The organism is Pseudarthrobacter sp. SL88 (genome assembly GCF_026672455.1).
Classification (GTDB): domain Bacteria; phylum Actinomycetota; class Actinomycetes; order Actinomycetales; family Micrococcaceae; genus Arthrobacter.
In genome coordinates this window covers 472,958-493,042 of the sequence record NZ_JAPPRD010000001.1, presented here as the reverse complement: position 1 = coordinate 493,042, position 20,085 = coordinate 472,958, and the positions used below count along the sequence as shown (strand labels likewise).

Annotated in this window: 22 protein-coding genes; 15 read left to right on the top strand and 7 right to left on the bottom strand. The window is 67.0% G+C overall.

Features of this window, described 5'->3' with window-relative positions; genetic code table 11:
• Positions 1 to 96: 96 nt before the first annotated feature.
• The 11 genes from OVA06_RS02175 to OVA06_RS02125 all read left to right on the top strand — a co-directional run bounded on the left by OVA06_RS02175 (position 97) and on the right by OVA06_RS02125 (position 6,488).
• Entirely contained in the window at positions 97 to 852 is a 756-nt protein-coding gene (locus OVA06_RS02175; RefSeq protein WP_268160587.1) for a CPBP family glutamic-type intramembrane protease, read from the top strand.
• Positions 853 to 981: 129 nt separating this feature from the next.
• A complete protein-coding gene (locus OVA06_RS02170) occupies positions 982 to 1,530 on the top strand; it encodes an Asp23/Gls24 family envelope stress response protein (RefSeq protein WP_056077739.1) in 549 nt (182 codons plus the stop codon).
• A complete protein-coding gene (locus OVA06_RS02165; RefSeq protein WP_015938414.1) occupies positions 1,527 to 1,718 on the top strand; it encodes a DUF2273 domain-containing protein in 192 nt (63 codons plus the stop codon). The genes OVA06_RS02170 and OVA06_RS02165 overlap by 4 nt, the downstream gene beginning before the upstream one ends.
• Positions 1,715 to 2,020, top strand: coding sequence for a hypothetical protein (locus tag OVA06_RS02160; RefSeq protein WP_056077741.1), 306 nt, complete (start codon positions 1,715 to 1,717; stop codon positions 2,018 to 2,020). The genes OVA06_RS02165 and OVA06_RS02160 overlap by 4 nt, the downstream gene beginning before the upstream one ends.
• A 99-nt stretch (positions 2,021 to 2,119) precedes the next feature.
• On the top strand, positions 2,120 to 2,695 hold the full coding sequence (locus OVA06_RS02155; RefSeq protein WP_268155976.1) for a hypothetical protein: 576 nt from the start codon (positions 2,120 to 2,122) through the stop codon (positions 2,693 to 2,695).
• Positions 2,692 to 3,312: a hypothetical protein gene (locus OVA06_RS02150; RefSeq protein ID WP_268155974.1), complete on the top strand. Its 621-nt coding sequence runs from the start codon at positions 2,692 to 2,694 to the stop codon at positions 3,310 to 3,312. The genes OVA06_RS02155 and OVA06_RS02150 overlap by 4 nt, the downstream gene beginning before the upstream one ends.
• A 63-nt stretch (positions 3,313 to 3,375) precedes the next feature.
• The gene (locus tag OVA06_RS02145) at positions 3,376 to 3,606 is read left to right on the top strand and encodes a CsbD family protein (RefSeq protein ID WP_268155972.1); all 231 of its coding nucleotides are present in this window, start codon (positions 3,376 to 3,378) and stop codon (positions 3,604 to 3,606) included.
• A gap of 132 nt (positions 3,607 to 3,738) precedes the next feature.
• Positions 3,739 to 4,326, top strand: coding sequence for an RNA polymerase sigma factor (locus OVA06_RS02140; RefSeq protein WP_268155970.1), 588 nt, complete (start codon positions 3,739 to 3,741; stop codon positions 4,324 to 4,326).
• Entirely contained in the window at positions 4,323 to 4,904 is a 582-nt protein-coding gene (locus OVA06_RS02135; protein WP_268155968.1) for an Asp23/Gls24 family envelope stress response protein, read from the top strand. Before OVA06_RS02140 ends, OVA06_RS02135 begins: the two co-directional genes overlap by 4 nt.
• Entirely contained in the window at positions 4,901 to 5,326 is a 426-nt protein-coding gene (locus OVA06_RS02130; protein WP_268155966.1) for a hypothetical protein, read from the top strand. Before OVA06_RS02135 ends, OVA06_RS02130 begins: the two co-directional genes overlap by 4 nt.
• Positions 5,327 to 5,414: 88 nt before the next feature.
• On the top strand, positions 5,415 to 6,488 hold the full coding sequence (locus OVA06_RS02125) for a LacI family DNA-binding transcriptional regulator (RefSeq protein WP_268155964.1): 1,074 nt from the start codon (positions 5,415 to 5,417) through the stop codon (positions 6,486 to 6,488).
• 50 nt (positions 6,489 to 6,538) lie between these two features.
• Here the strand turns inward: OVA06_RS02125 and OVA06_RS02120 are convergent, their stop codons facing one another.
• From OVA06_RS02120 to OVA06_RS02105, 4 genes are read right to left on the bottom strand one after another with little or no spacing between them, the layout of a single operon-like run.
• Complete coding sequence (locus OVA06_RS02120) at positions 6,539 to 7,933, bottom strand: glycoside hydrolase family 32 protein (RefSeq protein ID WP_056077760.1); 1,395 nt, start codon at positions 7,931 to 7,933, stop codon at positions 6,539 to 6,541.
• A 23-nt stretch (positions 7,934 to 7,956) separates the two neighbouring features.
• Positions 7,957 to 8,862, bottom strand: coding sequence for a carbohydrate ABC transporter permease (locus OVA06_RS02115; RefSeq protein ID WP_056077763.1), 906 nt, complete (start codon positions 8,860 to 8,862; stop codon positions 7,957 to 7,959).
• 8 nt (positions 8,863 to 8,870) lie between these two features.
• Positions 8,871 to 9,839, bottom strand: coding sequence for a carbohydrate ABC transporter permease (locus OVA06_RS02110; protein ID WP_056077766.1), 969 nt, complete (start codon positions 9,837 to 9,839; stop codon positions 8,871 to 8,873).
• A complete protein-coding gene (locus OVA06_RS02105; RefSeq protein WP_268155963.1) occupies positions 9,836 to 11,257 on the bottom strand; it encodes an extracellular solute-binding protein in 1,422 nt (473 codons plus the stop codon). The genes OVA06_RS02110 and OVA06_RS02105 overlap by 4 nt, the downstream gene beginning before the upstream one ends.
• 270 nt (positions 11,258 to 11,527) lie before the next feature.
• Between OVA06_RS02105 and OVA06_RS02100 the strand changes: the two genes are divergently transcribed.
• Both OVA06_RS02100 and OVA06_RS02095 read left to right on the top strand, forming a co-directional pair.
• Complete coding sequence (locus tag OVA06_RS02100; protein ID WP_268155962.1) at positions 11,528 to 13,978, top strand: HAD-IC family P-type ATPase; 2,451 nt, start codon at positions 11,528 to 11,530, stop codon at positions 13,976 to 13,978.
• Positions 13,979 to 13,981: 3 nt separating this feature from the next.
• Positions 13,982 to 14,383 carry a DUF1003 domain-containing protein gene (locus OVA06_RS02095; RefSeq protein ID WP_056077770.1) on the top strand — a complete coding sequence of 134 codons (402 nt, stop codon included), beginning with the start codon at positions 13,982 to 13,984 and terminating at the stop codon, positions 14,381 to 14,383.
• A 46-nt stretch (positions 14,384 to 14,429) separates the two neighbouring features.
• On the opposite strand, the gene OVA06_RS02090 is transcribed toward OVA06_RS02095, so the two are convergent.
• Together OVA06_RS02090 and OVA06_RS02085 are read right to left on the bottom strand one after the other, a co-directional pair.
• The gene (locus tag OVA06_RS02090) at positions 14,430 to 15,170 is read right to left on the bottom strand and encodes a hypothetical protein (protein WP_268155960.1); all 741 of its coding nucleotides are present in this window, start codon (positions 15,168 to 15,170) and stop codon (positions 14,430 to 14,432) included.
• Positions 15,171 to 15,367: 197 nt separating this feature from the next.
• Complete coding sequence (locus tag OVA06_RS02085) at positions 15,368 to 16,408, bottom strand: NAD(P)-dependent alcohol dehydrogenase (RefSeq protein WP_015938430.1); 1,041 nt, start codon at positions 16,406 to 16,408, stop codon at positions 15,368 to 15,370.
• Positions 16,409 to 16,644: 236 nt separating this feature from the next.
• Here OVA06_RS02085 and OVA06_RS02080 point away from each other — a divergent pair, with 236 nt between their 5' ends.
• A complete protein-coding gene (locus tag OVA06_RS02080) occupies positions 16,645 to 17,529 on the top strand; it encodes a helix-turn-helix transcriptional regulator (protein ID WP_056077776.1) in 885 nt (294 codons plus the stop codon).
• Between the two features lie 53 nt (positions 17,530 to 17,582).
• Here the strand turns inward: OVA06_RS02080 and OVA06_RS02075 are convergent, their stop codons facing one another.
• Positions 17,583 to 18,710 carry a PQQ-dependent sugar dehydrogenase gene (locus OVA06_RS02075; protein WP_268160585.1) on the bottom strand — a complete coding sequence of 376 codons (1,128 nt, stop codon included), beginning with the start codon at positions 18,708 to 18,710 and terminating at the stop codon, positions 17,583 to 17,585.
• A gap of 143 nt (positions 18,711 to 18,853) precedes the next feature.
• Between OVA06_RS02075 and OVA06_RS02070 the strand changes: the two genes are divergently transcribed.
• Positions 18,854 to 19,741 (top strand): hypothetical protein, encoded by an 888-nt coding sequence (locus tag OVA06_RS02070; protein WP_268155958.1) that lies wholly within the window; start codon positions 18,854 to 18,856, stop codon positions 19,739 to 19,741.
• Positions 19,742 to 20,085 lie beyond the last annotated feature (344 nt).

Below are 20,085 nucleotides of genomic sequence, written 5' to 3'. Positions count from 1 at the left end.
GGCGGTAAATCCATGCGCACGCCCTCGTCGGATCCCGATGCGGGGCAGGTTGGGGCGGCGCCCGTCCGGGCGAGGGTGGCCGTTGTTCCGGCGGCGATGCTGTCAGCCGCGGGATTCCTCCTTTTCGCCCGCGAAGACCGGATCTCCGGCTTCATCCTCCTGGCAGCCGCCCTTGCCCTGGCGGGATTCCTCGGCCGGAGGCTTCTGATCGATCTGGCCCTGATCGCCGTGGGGCTAACAGCCATGAGCCTGGTGCCCATCACCACGGATATCAGCACCGAACACATGGCCACCATGGGTACCGCCATGGTTTTGGCGGTGGGCATCCCCTACGCCACCTCCCGTTTCATCACCAAGGACCACGCCATCCGGTTCCCCATCCGGACCGGGCAGCGGTGGACGCGGGCGGAAAAGTGGTACCTGCCGGCGGTCCTGGTGATCGGCTACGCCCTGATGCCGGTGTACATGATCCGGACCGGCGTTTACGGGAACTGGCCTGCGGTCAGTGACGCTGACGGCATTGCCCGGCTTTTCCTGGGCACCAACGTCCTGGGTATCTGGGACGAACTGTTCTTCATCTGCACTACCTTCACGCTGCTCCGCCGGCACCTTCCGGATTGGCAGGCCAACCTGCTTCAGGCCGTGCTGTTCACATCATTCCTATGGGAACTCGGCTTCCATGCCTGGGCGCCTTTCTTCATCTTCCCGTTCGCCCTGCTGCAGGCCCGGTTGTTCACGGTGACCAAGTCGCTGTCCTACATTGTCAGCGTCCACCTGCTGTTCGACTTCGTGTTGTTCCTGGTCCTGGTCCACGCGCACAACCGCGAATGGATCAACATTTTCCTGTACTGACGGCTTCACAATGAGCGTGATGCACGTCACAGGCAAATGACCGTGACGATCTTCCGCCCTGCTGCGTCTTACCTGTAACGGCGCAAACCCGCGCCTGGAGCAGAACGCCAACCGAGCAGGAGTGACGTAATGACCACGCAGACCAACGCCAGCACACAGCAGACCGGCAATGCACAGCCGAACGCAGCGCAGAACACCACCGCGCAGACCAGCACGGCAGCTGGCAACACCTCGCAGAAGAAGCCGGCAGCCACCCACTCCCTGGGCACCGCCGAGGGCCACGACGGCCGCGGCCGCACCACCGTCGCCGACGGCGTTGTGGCAAAGATCGCCGGCATCGCCATCCAGGAAATCGAGGGCGTGCACGCCTTGGGCGGGGGCGCTGCCCGGGCCATCGGAAACCTGCGCGAGCGGGTGGGCCAGAAGGACCTCACCCAGGGCGTGAGCGTTGAGGTGGGCCAGACCCAGGTGGCCGTGGACGTGACCCTGGTGGTCGAGTACCCGCACCCCCTCCAGCAGGTGGCGGATAACGCCCGCGACGCCGTCTACTCCGCCGTGGAGGACCTGGTGGGCATGGAAGTCACCGAGGTCAACATCACCATCACGGACATCCACGTCCCGTCCGAGGACAACGACGGCGAGGCTGAAGACGCCAGCCACGAACCGAGGGTGGCATGACCCCGGTCATCGGCGGTGCGGCAGCCGGGGCAGTCCTGGCGGTAGTGGCGCTGGCCTTCGGATTCTGGGGCTTCATTTTGACCCTGCTCTTCATGGGCATTGGAGCTGTCCTGGGACGCGCAGCCGAGGGCCGCCTGGACCTGGCGGCGGTGTTCGACGCCCTGCGCGGCCGCCGCACGTCGTCGTGAACCGCCAGGGCCACACCCGCATCGCCCCGGCCGCCCTCCGGAAAACCGTGGAAGCCGTGACGTCCCAGGCGTTCGGCATTTCCCAAACCGACGTTTCCGCTTCACTGCGGGACGACGCAGGGAAGCTGGGCGTGGACCTCCTGGTCCGCCTGCCGGCACCAACCCTGCTGGCGCCAGCCCCGGAGGGACGGCCACCCCTGTTCGAACAGGCGGACACGGCCCGGCTGAAGATTTCCTTCATGGGGCGCCAGGTCACCGGCATGGAGATCGGCAAGATCAACATCAGGCTCGGGGCTGCATGAGAAGCCTTCTCCCGGCGGCGCACAGGCTGCCCGCGGCCAGGGCTGCAGCGCCGATTATCAGCAGCACACCCAGCAACCCACCAGGAGGTCACCGTGGGCATGGCCCGAACCCATAGCAGGATTGTCCGGCGGGAAACGCACTCATCGCGCGCCGGGCTCTCCGCCGCCACCGCGGTGCTCCTCCTGGCCGTCTTCCTGTGGCTGGGCACCGAAAGTGTCCTCGCCCTGCTGGGCCAGGACGCCCTGGTGGCCAGCCCCGGCCGGCTTGCCGATGCTGCGGCCACAGCGCCGCAAACCACGCAACCTGGCGAACTGACCACGGCCGGGGTTGCCGCCGCCGTCCTGGGCCTCACCCTGTTAGTGGCGGCGGTCAAGGGCGGCCGGAAGGGACGCCGGGCCATGCAGGCCGAACGGGCCGCGGTGGTTGTCGACGACCAGGTCATCGCAGCAGCCGTCTCGCGGCAGGTGCAGCTGACCGCCAAACTCGCCCCCGAGCAGGTTGCCACCACCATCAGCCGGGCCCGCGCCCAGATAGCGATCCGGCCGACGTCGGGCGCTCCCCTGGACCGCGAAGCCGTCACCCGGGCTGCGGCAGAGGAGATCGATTCCTGCCGCCTGGGACGGAACCTCAACACCGATATCCGCATCGCCACCGAAGGAGCACTGGGACGATGAACCACACCAACCGCGCCCTGAACCGCTTCTTCCTGGCCGCCACTGGCCTGGTCCTGCTGGCCGCCGGCACCCTCACCGCGGGTGCCGGCATGGACGCCGGCATCCGGGACCGCTGGAGTTCCGTCAGCACCAACCTATTGGGGGGCTGGCGGAACCTGCGGGGCACCGCACCTCTGCAGGAACCCCTGGGCAGCTGGTGGGCACTGGCCGTGCCCGCCGTGCTGCTCCTCGGTGCCGCGGCCAGCATCATGTGGCTGGCCCGGCAGGGCGGCGGGCGGACCAGTGAGGCAGCCCGGCAGCGGGACCCCGAACTCGGGGACACCGCCGTCGACATTTCCTACCTCGAATCCGCCGTGGAGGCCGCGCTGGAAGGCAACCGGGCCGTCGTCGGCAGCTCCGTGTCTGCCTGGCGCGGACGCGGCCGGCGGCGCACCACAACCCAAGGACTGCGCATAACCCTGCAGGCACGGCGCGGAGCGTCTCCGCGCGAGGTGGCCGACCTCGCCGAGGCACTGGTCACCGGCATTGAAGCCCTGCTGGGCCATCGCACCACCGTTCTGGTCCGAATAGCAGGTGGAACCAGGACCCGGCTGGCGGGTGCACACCGCACCAGCTAGCAAACGCTGCTGTGTCCCGGACACACAGGAGCGCAACAGGAACACCGAGAGAAGGGCATCATCATGGGACTCGACGACAAGATCAACAACACCGCCACCAACCACGCGGGCGCCGCCAAGGAAGGCGTAGGCAAGCTCACGGGCAACGAACGGCTGGAGCGTGAAGGCCAGCACGACCAGGCCCAGGCAAAGGTCCAGGAAGCCGGCGAGAAGGTCAAGGACGCTGCCAAGGACATCGGCCACAACCTCAAGGAAGCTGCGGAGAAGGTCAAGGAAAGCTTCCGCAAGGAGTAGCCAGCCCCCGGACGGCAGGCGCGTTGCAGCCAACCATGGAGCAACGCGCCCTGCCGCCAGTCCGTTCGTCCGGCGCGCGCCCGTTTCAAGCCTACGCAGGCAGGCGAGCGCCGATTATGAAAGCAGAGTCAGGTGACAGGAACACCCTTGGTGCGGGACCAGCTGGACCTGGTCCCCGATGCCATCCTGGCCGGCAGGGCAGCCGACGGCGATACAGCGGCTTTCGAGGCCCTCGCCCGGCGATATGGGCCGCACATGCGGGCATGCGCCCGCCGGCTGACCGGACAGTACGCCGATGCCGACGATGTGGTGCAGGAAGCCCTGGTCCAGGCCTGGAAGCAGCTTGAATCGCTGCGCGATCCCGCTACCGTGAAGGGCTGGCTGCTCCGGCTGACGGGCAGCAGGAGCATCGACTACCTGCGCCGGCGCAGGAACCACACCAGCCTGTCGGCGCTGGAAGAGCGCGGAGCAGGACATGAACCTGCAGCCACCGCGCCCGGCCCCGAGTCGTCCGCCGTGGCTGCCTCGGGTACCGAAGCCCTAAAGGCCGCCCTGTCCCGGCTGCCCGAGGAACAGCGCCGCTGCTGGGTACTTAAAGAGTTCAACGGCCAAAGCTATGAGCAGATTGCGCAGACCCTGAACATCAGCCCAGCCAGTGTCCGGGGCCGCCTTGCCCGGGCCCGGATTACACTGGTCCGCGAAATGGAAGGATGGCGATGAGCATCCCCCACGACACGTTCGAGTGCGGGCACACACTCGAGGAGTTGAGCCAGTACCTGGATACCGGTGACTTCCCCGATCCCCGCCACCTCGAGACCTGCCCTGATTGCCGCAACGGACTCGACTCGCTGCGCCGGCTCTCCACCGCCGGCAGCGAGCTGTTCAGCAAGGACCTTGCCGAGGCCGGCAGCGGCAACGACGACTGGATGAAGAACATCCTCGCCAACCTCAAGCTCGAGCTTCGGCCCGGGCGTTCCATCCCGCTGCGGTCCGAGCACCCGGCGGACACCCTTACCGAAACTGAAGGCTCGGTCCTCGCCCTGGTCCGTTCCGTCACCGACCTTGCGCCCGGGGCCGTGGCGGGCAGGGTCCGGCTTGAAGGAGATGTCACCGTCCCGGGCGAAGCCATCACCGTCAACCTGGACCTTGCCGTCGCCTTCGGCAATCCACTGCTGGGCAGCGCGGAAGCACTCCGGCAAGACCTCGGGGAAGCCCTGGCCCGGCACACCGAGCTGAACATCGCCGCCATCGACATCACCGTTACCGACGTGATCGATACTCCCCGGGAGGAACCATGACAGTGCCGGCGCAGCCACCCACCGCGAAGCGGGAAGAACTTCCGGCCAACAGGCAGGCAGGGCTGCCGGGCGCAGCTGCACCGGGTTCCCTGCGCGCTGCCGTCCTGGGCGTGGAGGGCGTCACCGACGTCTTTCCGTCCCGGCCCCTGTGGCAGCGGCTGCCCGCCGGAGCCTTGTCGCTGCTGCAGCAGGCAGCGCGTCAGCAGGGTGCCGGAGACCAGGGCGCAGGGGATCCCGACGACGGCCCGCTGGTTGAAGCCCGGGCGGACGGCAGTGCCACGGACGTGACAGTCCGCATTGGCGTGGGTGCCGACGCCCGGACTCCGGAGGTGGTGCGGGCGGTGGCCGCGGTGGTCCGCACCCACTTTGCGCCCGCTGAGGTTTCGGTGAAAGTCACCGTGGCGCGCATATCCCCCGAGTAGCGGGAGCTGGGGACGTGCGGCGGCAGCGCATCCTCACACGCGTTAGGTAAACTTCAGCATCACTGTTGTTTGCCACCAGAGGATCACCATGAATCGCAAGGCCACCGCACTGGACGTCGCCAAGCTGGCCGGTGTTTCGCGAAGCGCTGTCTCCCTGGTCCTCAACGGACGCGGTGACGGCAACGTGGCGCTGGAAAGCCAGCAGCGGATCCGCGAAGCTGCCGCCACCCTGAGCTACACGCCCAACAAGATCGCCCTCAGCCTGCGGAACCGGCAGTCCCGGATCATCGGCATCGTCTCGGACCAGGTGGTCACCAGCCCGTTCGACGGCAACATCATCGCCGGAGCGGACGCTGTGGCCCGTGAACATGGCTTCGTCACCGTGGTGATGGACACCGAGCTGGACGGGTCCCGGGACGAAGGAGCAGTGGAAACCCTGCTGGACCGGCAGGTGGACGGGCTGATGTACGTCACGGTGGGCCTGCGTCCGCTGCACGTTCCGGCGAACATGGAGCGGGTGCCGTCCATCCTGGCCAACTGTTTTGATGACCGCCCCGAAGCTGGCGTTGGAGCGGTGATTCCGGACGAGGTCCGCGGCGGCCGGGAGGCCGCCGAGCACATCATGTCGCTCGGCCACCGGGACATCGCGTTTCTGGCCGGTGACTCGCTCACGCCCGCGGCTCCGCGCCGGATCGAGGGCTACCGGGATGCGTTCCTCCGGGCGGGACTGCCTGTGAACGAGGCAAGGGTCCTGCAGGTGGGCTGGGACATTGACGCCGGATTCCACGGGACGATGAAGCTTTTGGACGGCGTCGGGGCCGGCCGCCGCCCCACCGCCATCCTGTGTGCGAACGACCGCCTGGCCATTGGCGTGGTACTGGCCTGCTACCGGCTGGGCCTGAGCGTCCCGCAGGACATCTCCGTTATGGGCTACGACGACGAATTCCGCGTGGCCAAGGCCATGGTGCCGGCACTAAGCACCATGGCCTTGCCGCTGCGCGAAATGGGCGCCGCCGCCATGACCGCGCTGCTGGGCGACGTCACACAGCACCGGGCGCAGCCGGACGGCGGTGGTGTGCCAGGCGGCAGCGGCACTGAAACGATGGTGCCCTGCCGCCTGGTGGTCCGCGAGTCCACCGGCCCGGTACCTGCGGAGCGCTAAGAAACATGCGCCGAGAACCGGGCGTTGAAAGCGGACGCTAAAGCCCTGCGCTAGGGCTGGCTCAGCTCCCACACGTCTGCCGTAGTGCCGGCCGGAAGCAGCAGCTGCCACGTCTCCCCCGCCGCCGGGTACGCGCGGAGGGTGGTTGCCACGGCCCCGGTGCGGTAGACCTCCACCAGCGAGGCGTCCACGTAGATCCGCAGTTCCTCGCCTTCGGCAAGGGGTCCGCTGAAAACGGTCTGTTGCCCGCCCTCGCCCACCAGCAGGAGTTCGACGGCGGCATCCCCGGCAGTGGCATCCAGCGCGCCGGCGGCGCGGGTCACCACGGCTTCGGCGAACGGCGGCATTTCCACGCGGCCTTCGGCCGAGCGGGCCACCGGGTCTCCGCGGTAAGCCTCGATTTCCGGGGCAGGCGTGACGGCCAGGGCCCCGTCCACCACGGACAGCTCCCGCGGGAAAGTGAGCACTCCGGCCCAGCCGGCGGCGTCGATTTCTTCCTGGCTGCGGCCACGGCGCCCGTCGCGGCCGGGCCCTTCGTTGGCCCAGCCCCACAGCAGGGCACGGCCCCCGAGGGCAACAACCTGAGGGGCGTAGAAGTCCCGGCCTTGGTCCGAGGACCCACCGCCGCGGGGCGTAAACACCGGCAGTCCCGTGGCAGGGTCTTCGGTGAGCGAGCCGATCAGGTGGCCCACCCCGTTGGCGTGCTCGTGGGCGTCGCCGGAGAGCCACAGGGAGAACATCATCAGCCACGTGTCCTCGCCGGAGGCATCAGGCACCTGGACCAGCTGCGGGCACTCCCAGATCTCAGCTGGCGTGAACCGCGATGCAACCGGGTTTTCCGTGGTGAGCCAGATGCCCTGGTACTTCCAGTCGGACAGGTCCTCCACCGTGTAGAGGAGCAGCGCGGCGTGTCCGTTGGCCAGGCCGGCGCCCTGCATGGCGTACCGCTTGCCGTTGAAACGGAAGATGAAGGGGTCCCGCACCGCCGTGACGTCTCCGCCGTCGGGCATCCGGGCCGCAACGTGCCCGGTCTGGTCCCAATCCACAAGGTCCTGCGAACCGCGGGCGATGACCACCTCGGAGTGCCCGCCGTCACCGCGGACGCCCGAGTACGCTGCGGTGGGGACACCGTCGTCGTCCGTCACCACGCCCGTCCAGCAGCCGTACTCGTCCGGCCCGCCCGGCTGGGGGCGCAGTGCGACGGGGTGTTCTTCCCATCGCACCAGGTCCGCGGAGCTGACATGCCCCCAGGCGATCCTGTGGTGCCGGGCCGAATCCGGGTTGTACTGGAAGAAGACGTGGTACCGGCCGTTGATGAGGCTGATGCCGTTGGGATCGTTGATCCAGCCCCGGGCAGGGCGCGGGTGGAACCGCGGGAAGGCTGCATCGGGGTGGGCGGCGGCGACGTCGTCGAAGGAGATGGCGGCGAGGTCCGGGGTGGGCATGGCGGAGCCTTTCGGTGGGTAGGTTATTTGCCGGTGCCGGCGGTGAGGCCGGCCTGGAGTGCGCGCTGGCCGAACATGAAGACCACCAGCGCCGGGATCATTGACAGGACAACGCCTGCCAGGACCACCGAGATGCTGCCGGTGCCCAGGTTGCCCTGGAGCGAGACGAGGCCCAGCGGAAGCGTGAAGTTCTGTTCGGAGATGGTGAGGATGAGGGGACGGAAGAACTCGTTCCAGTGGAAGTTGAACGCGAGGATCCCCACGATCGCCATGCCGGGCATGGCCAGCGGCGCGTAGACCGAGCGGAAGGTCCGCCAGGGTGAGGCACCGTCGATCGAGGCGGCCTCGGCCAGCTCCGTGGGCAGTCCCAGGAAGTACTGCCGCATCAGGAAGGTGCCGAACGCCGTCGGGATGGCCGGCAGGATCAGCGCCAGGAGGGTATCGGACAGGCCCATGCCGCGGATCAGCATGAAGACGGGCACGATGGTCACCTGCACCGGCACCATCATGGTGGCCAGGACGATGGAGAACAGTGCGCCGCGGCCGCGGAACTTCAGGTGGGCGAAGGCGTAGCCGGCCAGCGCCGCGGACACCATCTGGCCCACGGCGATCAGGCCGGTGACCAGGGCGCTGTTGAGGACCAGCAGGAAGATGTTCAGCTGCTGGAACACCTGGCTGTAGGACGTGAAGTCAGGGTTCCAGGGGATGAACGACGGCGGCAGCTTGAAGGATTCCGACGGCGAACGCAGCGAGGTGGACAGCGTCCACAGCACCGGTCCCAGGGTCACGGCCGCGGCGATCAGCAGCAGGACCACGCGGAGGGCGGTGTTCCAGCTGAATTTGCGCCCGTTAGTGCGGACGGCCGGGAGGCCTGCGGAGAGCCGGGGCGTGGGCCCGGAGGCCAGGCCGTGCTCAGTGGTGGTGGTCATGGCTGGCCTTACTGGTAGAAGACGAATCGTTTGCTGAGCCGGAACTGCGCGGCCGTGATGGCCATGATGATCAGGGTGAGCAGCACGCCGATGGCAGATGCCTGGCCGAATTCGAGCCGCTGGAAGGCCGATTCGAAGATCACCATGACGGCGGTGCGGGTGGAGTCGCCCGGGCCGCCCCGGGTGAGGACGTACGGCTGGTCGAACACCTGGAGGGCGCTGATGATGGCCATGACGGAGGCCACCAGAGTGGTGGGGCTGAGCAGTGGAAGCGTCACGTGCAGGTGCTTGCGCCAGCCGGTGGCGCCATCAATGGATGCGGCCTCGTAGGTCTCCACCGGGATGGACGCCAGGCCGCCGATGAACAGCAGGAACGAGAAGCCAAAGTTCTGCCAGACGTAGACCAGGATGACGACGGCGGCGGACCCGCCGGGGGTGGTCAGCCACGGGACCGCGGGGATGCCCACCAGGGACAGGAGCCAGTTGACCACGCCGAACTGTTCGTTGAAGAGGTACCGCATGAAGATGGACACTGACGCTGCGGAGAGGATCAGCGGGAAGAAGAAGGCGGAGCGGAAGAACACCCGCAGCCACGCCGGCATCTTCTCCTGCACCATGATGGCCAGGGCGAGGGCCAGACCCAGTTGCAGGGCAACCGCCACCACCACGAACACGATCGTGTTCAGGAATGACACCCGGACGGTGGGGTCCTGCACTACTTCGGCGAAGTTGTTGAAGCCCACGAAGGACGGTGCGGAGATGATGTCCCAGCGGAAGAAGGCAAGGACCACGGACGCCACGATGGGGATCAACGTGAACAGGCCCATGCCGAGGATGGTGGGGGCCAGGAAGACCCAGGCCAGCCAGCGCTGGCTGTGGCGGTTGCCGGAGGCGCCTTTCCTGCCCCGGGCCGGCGCGGGCTTGTCCGGCCGGGCGTCCTGCCGCGGCCTTTCCCGCGGCGGGATGGTGGTGCTCATGGCTGCCTCCTCAAGGCAATTTCAAGGTCGCGCTGCATCGATGCGAGGGCCTGCTTGAGCTGCTGTTCGTCGCCGCTGACGGCGAGTGAGACGTTCTTCATCAGGGCCGTTTCGACGGCGGCCTGCTGGGGCGGTGCCGGGATGGGGCCGGTGGTGGGGAACCTGTCCAGGGTGTCGTAGAAGACCTTCCAGTGTGCGGGCCCCTTGCCGGCGTAGAGCTTTTCGTTGACCATGGAGCGGCGGGCCGGCGTGGTGGCGGGGTTGGGAAAGATCAGTTCCATTGCCTCGCGGCTGGAGCTGAACTTGATCCATTCCCAGGCGGCGTCCTTGTCCTTGGCGGTCTTCATCATGGCGTATCCGGCGGTGCCGAACTGATGCCGCTGCGTTTTCCAGCGCGGGAAGAACTGGACGTCGAAGCCGTCTTCGGCCATGCCTGCCTCGTGCAGGCCCTGCACCCAGTAGCCGCCGGCAGGCGTGGTGCCGATCCGGTTGGAGGCGAACAGGCCCACCAGGGAGTTGCCGCCGCCTTCTTCCGGGCGGACACCGAGCCCGTCCTTGACCAGGCCGCGGAGGTAGTCGAAGGATTCGAAGACGCGGTCATCGTTGGCGTTGGGTTCCAGCCACTGGAAGCCGCCGGAACGGAGGCTGCGGGAGGGGTCGCTGGCATAGAAGCCGTCCCAGAGCCAGTCTCCGCCGGTGGACCGGGTTTCCTTGAGGAAGCTGGTGTCGTTGGCGTAGAGCCAGGGCACCACGCCGCCGAAGAGCCGGTTGGTCCAGTAGTACGGGGTGAAGTCCGAGGGCCGGGCCTTGCGCATGGCGGCGAGATTGTTGCGGAAATCGAGATGCGTCCAGTCATCTGCCGGGCGGTCCAGCCCCGCTTCCGCGAACGCCGCGGTGTTGTAGTACATGTTGGCCGCGTTCCAGTCCATGGGGAGCTGGTAGAGGCTGCCTTTGTACATGAACGCTTCCACCAGGCTGGGGTGGACATCGCTGAAGAACTCCCGCATGTCCGCAGCGTCGCGGCGGATGTATTCGTCCAGCGGGTGGGCCAGCTTCTCGGCGAAGAGCTGGGCACCTTCAGTGGCCACGTAGACCACGTCCGGCGGGGTGCCTGCAGCCACCATGGTGAGGATCTTGGTGAAGAAGTCCTTCCAGTCCACGGCCTGGATGGCCTGGACCTTCACCTTGATATCCGGGTGAAGGCTGCTGAAGGCGTCGATGGCGCGCTGGCGGGCGGCGGCGTCCGCTGCAGTGCCCAGGATGGCGATGCTGAGGCTGTTGTCCCCGCGGCCGGGGATGTCCGTCCCGGAGAGCCGGGGCCACGACGCCACGGATGCTCCGATGATTCCCGCGCCCAGGGCACCCAGGGCGGTGCGGCGGGTGATCTGCCGCAGCTGCCCGTTTATGGCTCCGGTCATGTCTAGTTCCTTCCTAACACGTGTTAGGAACTGTAGACCGAGTACCTAACACGTGTCAAGCGTCACAGTATAGGCGGCGTCGTGGTGACTCCGCACCGCAGCGCCGGTGCCGAATCCGGCAGTATGGCGCTGCGGACCGGAGGTATACGCTTAGCGCAACTCGTGCAGGGCAGTGGTGCCGCCGAACCGCGGCCTGTGCCTTGGAGCGCCCCGGCCGATCAAAGGAACGACGATGGACTGCCCGTTTCCCACGGAACTGGGAAAGCTGTGATGAAGAAGGGTATTTCGAGGGCCCGCAAGGAATCCAACGTTGTTCCCCCGACGACCACCGGAACAGCAGGTCTTTCCGCCGGTGAGGTGGCAGCGCGGGTCGAGGCCGGCTCCACCAATGTGATGCCGGACTTTTCCAGCAGGAGCCTGTGGGACATTTTCAGGGCAAATGTCCTGACCCTGTTCAACGCCATCGTCGCGGGCAGTTTCCTCCTGCTTCTGTTGCTGGGCCAATGGCGGGATGCCTTGTTCGGCTTCGCGGCGGCGAGCAACGCACTGATAGGCGTGATCCAGGAATACCGGGCCAAGAAGTCCCTTGATCACCTTGCCGTCCTGAACTCACCGCTGGCGCGGGTGCTCCGGGACGGTGCGGTCCGGGACATCGACGTCGAAGGCGTGGTCGAGGACGACGTGTTGGTCCTTCGCGCCGGCGACCAGGTCACTGCCGATGCGTTGGTGCTGGACGCCCAGGGGCTTGAGGTTGACGAGTCGCTGCTCACCGGTGAATCGGATCCGGTGGGCAAGGAGGCTGGCGCCGAGGTGTTATCCGGTTCAAGCGTGGTCAGCGGCCATGGCAGGGCAAAAGTCATACGAGTTGGACCTGCGTCCTTCGCAAGCCGCCTGACGGCCGAGGCCAAGCGCTTCTCGCTGGTCCACTCGGAGATCCGTGCGGGGCTCAACCGCGTCCTCCGGTGGATCACCGTGGCCCTGCTGCCCATCATGGCTATCGTCGCCAACGCGCAAATGCAGCAACAGGGCGGGTGGCAGCAGGCAATCGCCACCGGCGGGTGGCAAACCGGTGCCGTGGGCGCCGTCGCCAGCATCATTGCCATGATTCCGCTGGGACTGGTTCTCATGACCAGCGTCGCCTTTGCCGTTGGCGCCGTCCGGCTCGCCCGCCAGAAGGTCCTGATTCAGGAATTGGCCGCGGTGGAGGGGCTTGCCCGGGTGGACGTGCTGTGCCTCGATAAGACAGGGACGCTCACCCTCGGCAGGATCGCTTTCGACGCCGCACACCACGTCGGTGCCGCGCCGCCGGAAGATTGGGCGAGGGTCCTGGGCTGGTTCGGCGCGGACCCTGACGCCAACGCCACCGCCCAGTGCCTGGCCAGCTCCTTCCCGAACGACGACGGCGCCGGCCCGGACTCGTCCGTCGCGTTTTCCTCGGCCCGGAAATGGAGCGCGGCGAGTTTCCCAGCCCAGGCATCCACGGCCGGTGCATGGGTGCTGGGCGCGCCCGAGATTGTCCTCGATGCCAGGGACGCCGGCGCCGTCCCCGTGCTGGAGGCGGCCGCCGTCCTGGCCGCCACGGGCCTGCGGACCCTTGTCCTGGCACACTCGGCAACGGGTTCCTGGACCGGTCAGGATGAACCGGTTCTTCCCGCCGGACTGGCTCCAGCCGTCCTCCTCACTTTCCGGGAAGAAGTCCGGCCCGACGCCGCACAAACGCTGGCCTACTTCCGGGATCAGGGCGTGGGCCTGAGGATCATTTCAGGGGATGACCCCCGGACGGTGGCAGCTGTCGCCAGGGAGGTCGGACTGGCCACTGATAACGGCTTTGACGCCCGGCAGCTGCCCGAGGACCCCGAATCCCTGGCCTGTGTCATGGAAGACCACACCGTGTTTGGCCGGGTAACCCCGGCCCAAAAGAAGGCCATGGTCCAGGCGCTGCAAAGGCGGGGCCACGTCGTGGCCATGACCGGCGATGGGGTCAATGATGCCCTGGCCCTGAAGGAAGCCGACATCGGCATTGCCATGGACTCAGCCGCAGCCGCCACCAAGGCTGTGTCGCGGCTGGTGCTGCTGGACGGCCGGTTCGACAGGCTGCCGTCGGTGGTCGGGGAGGGCAGGCGCGTGATTGCCAACATTGAGCGGGTCTCGATGCTGTTCCTGGCCAAGACGGCCTACGCCGTCATTCTGTCCGTGACGTTCGGCGCCATGCTCTGGGCATTCCCACTGCTTCCCCGGCAGTTTTCGGCTACCGACGGCATCACCATAGGAATCCCCGCCTTCTTCCTCGCCCTGATGCCCAACAGCCGCCGCTACCACCCCGGTTTCCTCAAACGCTCACTCTCATTTGCCGTACCGGCAGGGCTCATCACGGCCCTCGCAATCCTCGCCATCAACGCATACTCCCTGCAGCTGAATATTGGCACCAAGGAAATGCGGACGGCTTCCGTCATCGTGCTGACCCTCGTAGCGCTCTGGGTGCTGGTAGTTCTCTCCCGGCCGCTGAACCGGTGGCGGGCCATCATCATCGTTGCCATGTACGCTGCCCTGGTTCTCCTGTTGACACTGCCCCCACTGCGGGACTTCTTCGATTTCGAGGTGCTGTCACTGGAACACCTCACGGCATCTGTGCTGGCCGGCCTTCTAGGCGCCATCGCCGTCGAAGTCCTGTTCCGGTTCCACCGCAGGTCCCTCAATGCCCGGCCCCGCGCTCTAGTCTGAGTCATGGACCATCACACACAGACCTGGCACGACAAACACCTTGCGTCACTGACGCCGGGCCAGCGCGCCGCCGACGTCATGCGCAACGGGATGGGAAGCTGGCCATTCGTGGGCAGCTTCATCGGTTTCATGATGATCTGGGCTGCCATCAACACGTGGGCACTGGCGGCCAACGCATGGGACCCGTACCCCTACATACTCCTGAATCTGCTGCTCTCCATGCTGGCAGGGCTCCAGGGGGCAATTCTCCTCATCGCTGCCAAGAGGCAGGACGCCATCACAGCGGCCATGGCCCAACACGACTACGACACAAACCTCAGGGCCAAAGAGGAGATCGAACTGTTGATATCAGTCAACCGTGAGCAACTCGAAATCCTCCGCGAACTCAGGAAGGAACCCACCTAGCGGCCGGGCTGCGGGACCGGAACTCAAACCGGGCACGCCTGGACTGTCACCCGGCTGGGCGGAGCGAGGTAATCATCCGGCGGATGTTCTGGTATTCCGTGGTGTCCATGTATTTTCGGGCCTGTTCCAGGTACGGAAGCGACTCGCTGCCGGGTGTGGTGTTGTTCTCCGGGTTGTAGAACGCACCGAACATGGCGGCAGTGGGCGGCCAGGTGAAGAACTGGAAGATCGGGCAGGCCAGGTTGCCGTCGGGTGCGGCGGAGACGGTAATGCCGTAGGCCGCAGCCGGGGTGTTGTCCGGCCCGGGGGTGCCGGAATTGCCGCGTGTTTCGTACACGAAGCGCGGCACTGTTCCGGCCTGGGCCAGCGCAGGGAGCTGCTGGGATTCAAGTTCAGTGAACGGGTACTTCTCCGTGCAGGTGGAGCCGGTGGCCATGTTCGTCCGCAGCGTCGCCAGCGGCTTGCCGGCCTCGTTGGTGACCTCGGCAAAGGCCCCGCCGCCTTCCGGCAGCTCCCCTGCCGGATCCCGGACGCTCCAGCCCGCGGGGTGGTCGAACGCCAGCTGCCCGTCCGCCGTCGTAAACGTTGCCCAGGTCCCCTTGGTGCTGGTGGGAGTGGGCGCCGGGGTCGTCGTTGTACCTGTCCCAGCGGACGGGACGGACGGCTGCATCGACGGCGGGGAGGGAGCTGAGGTGGTGGACTGCGGCGGGCCGGCCTGCTGTCCGCAGCCCGCTACGGCCACCGCGGCCAGGACCAAAACGGGAAGCAACCCGCGGAACGCTTTCATGACACCCTCCCGGGCCTCGCAAGATAAGTCCTTCAATTGTGGGACTGCCGCCCGGTTTTGAACTGGCCGGCATCCGATTGGCGCCCAACCGTTGCGCCCGGTAACGGCGGGATCTACGTGGCGGTCCTGCACGGACTTAACGCACGAACGGCGGCCGCGCTCCTTCCGGAGCGGGCCGCCGTCGCACGTTTACTGGCTTAGATCGTGGCGGTGTCGATCACGAAGCGGTAGCGGACGTCCGAGGCCAGGACGCGCTCGTAGGCCTCATTGATCTTCTCGGCCGGGATGACCTCGATCTCTGCGCCGATGCCGTGCTCGGCGCAGAAGTTGAGCATCTCCTGGGTTTCGCGGATGCCGCCGATCATGGAGCCGGCGAAGGACCGGCGTCCGCCGATCAGGGCGAAGGCGTTGACCGGGAGCGGCTCGGCGGGAGCACCCACGTTGACCAGTGCGCCGTCGAGGGTCAGCAGCTGCAGGTAGGAGCTGATGTCGATCGAGGCGCTGACCGTGTTGATGATCAGGTCAAAGTGGCCAGCGAGTTCGGAGAACGTGTTCTCGTCGCTGGTGGCGTAGTACTTGTCGGCGCCCAGGCGGAGGCCGTCTTCCTGCTTCTTCAGGGACTGCGACAGGACCGTCACCTCAGCGCCCATGGCGTGGGCGATCTTGACGGCCATGTGGCCGAGGCCGCCGAGGCCGACGACGGCGACCTTCTTGCCGGGACCTGCGCCCCAGTGGTGCAGCGGTGAGTAGGTGGTGATTCCGGCGCAGAGCAGCGGGGCGGCGACGTCGAGGTCCAGGCCTTCGGGGATGGTCACCACGAAGTCCTCGGTGACGACGACGTGGGTGGAGTAACCGCCCTGGGTGATGGTGCCGTCGCGGTCAACCGCGCCGTAGGTGCCGACGTTGCCCTTGAGGCAGTACTGCTCCTCGCCCTTCTGGCAGTTCACGCACTCGCGGCAGGAGTTCACCATGCAGCCGACGCCGACGCGGTCGCCGACCTTGTGCTTGGTGACCTCGGAGCCAACTTCGGTGACGATGCCGGCGATTTCGTGGCCGGGGGCCAGCGGGTACTGCTGGGGGCCCCAGTCACCGCGCACGGTGTGGATGTCGGAGTGGCAGATGCCGGCGAACTTGATGTCGATCAGGACATCGTGGGGTCCCACTTCGCGGCGTTCGATGGTGGTTGCAACCAGGTCCTCGGTGGCGGACGGGGATGCGTATGCCTTGACGGTGGTCATGGTTCTCCTGTGCTTCTTGGGGATCTCTAAAATGCTACCGGCGCTGTGGGCCTGGAATCTGCAAAACGGGCCTGCCTCGGTGGCCCTGTTGTACCTAGTACTGGCAGTCCTACCTTTGGCTGCGGATGGGATGTTCTCCATCACACCTGTTATTGGGGCCGGTAGCGAGGGCCCTGCTGTAACGGGTTATGGCAGACCCTCCTTAGGGCCCGGGCATTCGTCGTAACGTGTCGTGTATGGATAACCGAGCCGAGGTACGGCAGTTCCTTTCCACCCGCCGCGGGCGCATCACGCCCGAACAGGCAGGCATTGAACCTTACGGTGGGCGGCGGCGGGTGCCAGGGCTCCGCCGGGAGGAAGTGGCCAGGCTGGCCGGCGTCAGCGTGGACTACTACACGCGCCTGGAACGGGGGAACCTGACGGGGGTCTCGGACAGCGTGCTGGATGCCATCGCCGGTGCGCTGGAACTGGACCGTGCCGAGCACGACCACCTCTATGACCTTGCCCGCACCGCCAACACGTCGGGGCGCAAACGTGCCGCCACTGCTCCGGCGGCGGGGGTGCGCCCGGAGCTGCAGTACCTGCTGGACACCATCACCGGAGCGCCCGCGTTCATCGGCAACAACCGGCTGGACATCGTGGCCGCGAACACGTTGGGGTACGCGCTGTACTCGGACATGTACCGGGTTCCCGCCAGGCCTGCGAACCATTCACGGTTCATCTTCCTGGACCCCAGGGCCCACACGTTCTACACCGATTGGGAGCGGGCAGCGAACACCAATGTGGCCATCCTGCGGCGCGAGGCGGGGCGGAACCCGCACGACAAGGGCATTGCCGAACTCATCGGCGAGCTGTCCATGCGCAGCGACGAGTTCCGCACCCGGTGGGCTGCCCACAACGTCCGGCGCCACTACGCGGGGACCAAGTTTTTCCAGCACCCCGTGGTGGGCCTGCTGGAACTGAACTACCAGGTCCTGGGGCTGGAGGAAGACCCCGGGCATTCCCTGACGGTTTATCCGGCCACCCCCGGCAGCGCCTCGGACCAGGCCCTGAAGCTGCTCGCGTCCTGGGCGGTGACGGAGAACATCGTGGAACTGGCCCACGCGGGCGCCCGGAACTGACCCGGCATCAGGACCGGCGGTGCCCGCCGCAACGGGCCCCAACCTTGTAGGTGCTATCCCAATGGAACGGCGAGGATCCGGTCGTCGCCCTGCCGTGGGCTGCCCCGCCCGTCGGTGTTGTTGGTGACCAGCCACAGCTTGCCGTCCGGTGCCACCGTGACGTCGCGGAGCCGGCCGAACTCCCGTCCGAAGTGCTCGCCAGAGGTGGACGGATCCGAAACCGGAACGGACCGCAGCACCTGCCCGCGCAGATTGGCGATGAACAGGGTCCCGCCAGAGTGGGCCATCCCGCTGGGGCTGGCCGAACCTGGCTGCCACTGCTGCACCGGGTCCACGAAGCCGTCCCGGTCCGCGATGCCCTCCACCGTTGGCCAGCCGTAGTTCGCTCCGGCGGTGATGATGTTGAGCTCGTCCCACGTGTTCTGCCCGAACTCCGTGGCGAACATGGTTCCGTCATCAGCCCAGGCGATTCCCTGCGGGTTCCGGTGTCCGTAGCTGTAGACGAGGGACCCGGGGAAGGGGTTGCCGGCCGGAACGGTGCCCTCGGGCGTCATCCGCAGGATCTTTCCGGCCAGCGCGTCCCGGTCCTGGGCGTCATTCCGCCGCCCGGCATCCCCGGTGGTCACGTACAGCATGCCGTCGGGCCCGAAGGCGATCCGGCCGCCGTCGTGGTTGCCAGCCGCCGGGATCCCGTCCAGGAGGGTCCGCGGCTGCCCCAGGGACAACGAGCCACGCGTACCGGTGACCGGGAAGCGTTGAACACGGTTGCCGTCCTTCGCCGTCGAGTAGACGAAGAGGTCACCGCCGTTGCCCACGGCGAGGCCGAGCAGACCGGCTTCCCCGCGGGCGGCCACGCCGTCCACGGTGCCGATGGACCGCGCCGAGCCGTCCGCGGCAAGCTCCAGGATCCGGCCGCTGTTGCGTTCGCTGACCAGCGGAACGCCGTCGCGGAACACCACCGACCACGGAGCCTCCATGCCGGTGGCCACCGGCTGCGGGGTGCCCGCGATGGTGGCTGCCACGGTGGGCGATGGACTGTCCGCAGTGGAGGAGGCCGGAGAGGACGGTGCCGGCGCAGACGAAGTAGGGGAAGCCGGCGTTCCTGTTGCAGGCGGGGGCGACTGGTCCACCGTGCACCCTGCCACGGCCACCAGGGTGGCGGCGAGCGCTGCGGCAACCATGAACCGCACCGACAGGGCAGCGGACGGTGCACGCCGGACAGGTTGATGCGCTTTCACCACAGGCCGGCGTGTAGTCATAGGTAGATCATCGCCTGCCTTCAATCGATGCGCATCCCCGACGCCGCCCTACTAGGCTTGCCGTCATGGGGGATACACACGATAACGGTGGGACGCGGCTGGCTGTAACGGACGCGGGTGATGAACGCCAGCCCCGGGCGCTTTCGCCGGTGGCGAGGGCCTTCAAGGCTGCCTCACCCTGGATTTGGCGGCTGTGCGGCGGCGCCTTCCTGCTCTTTGCCCTTGTCATGGTGGTAACCATTTTCGGGGATTCCTGGGATGTCCGGACCGTCCGCTGCGACGTGGTGTCTGCCGCACCGAGCACCAGTTCCGGCGGAACCCGCGGCTCCGCTTCCACCGCAGGGGTTCAGCTGGAAACATCGGACTGCGGTCCGGTGCACTACTCCGACGGCGTGTCCTTCGAGAACCGTGACCAAATTGCCTCCTCAATCACGCCAGGCGAATACGACTTCGAAATGGGATGGTCTTCCCGCGTTTTGGGTGTGGAAATGAGGCAAATCATGCCCACGGCCCGCGGGTACCGGGTCTACAGCGACTGGATTGTTGACGGCGCGGCGTTCGGCTCGGCAGAGGATGCCAAGGATGCAGCCCTGGCCGCCCTCCGTGCCCTGGACGGGACGAACCACGGAGCGCTCGTTGTGGAGTACGGCACTGCCCGATTCGAAGCCGCTGGTTCTGCCAGTGTGGGTTTTGTGTGCCATCGGAACAGCCACAGCGGGGACGCGGACCGGTGGTCGGAGCTGCAGGACTTCGGGCCCGGCGACGGGTCCGCCACGGGCACCGTCGAGGTGCCGGTCGCGAACGGAACAGCTTCCGTGGCGGCTCGCAATGTGCACACCCTGGACCGCACTGTGGCAGCGGTGGAAGAGTTCTTCGCCGACCCCACGGCAACGCCGGCGGCGCCGGCATGGGTCACCGGAAACTTGGTCGAGAGAACGCGCTTGGCCCGCTAGCGGCAGTAGCCCGCAGTTCCAGTCACATGACACCCCGTTGCGGTTCGTGGCGCAGCGTTGCCTGTTTTGACCGTGCAGCACCCCAATATGTAGCGCCGTTGCGTCCCGTTGAGCGTCCGCCGCAAAGTGCTGGCCAAGCCCCTGAGGTGCGTGCTTAGGTAGTTTCCACGGTCCCGGCCAGGCCGATCTGCAGCACCCACCAGCTTCAACCCGCGCCCGCCCCCACCCAGGACAGGAGGACCTGATGTCTGATTCATCCAGCCGCATGCACGGCAGCACCACATGGGGTCCGCATTGTTGCCGCTCCCGAATGTCTCCGCCCCGCCGAATGGCAGCAACACGGC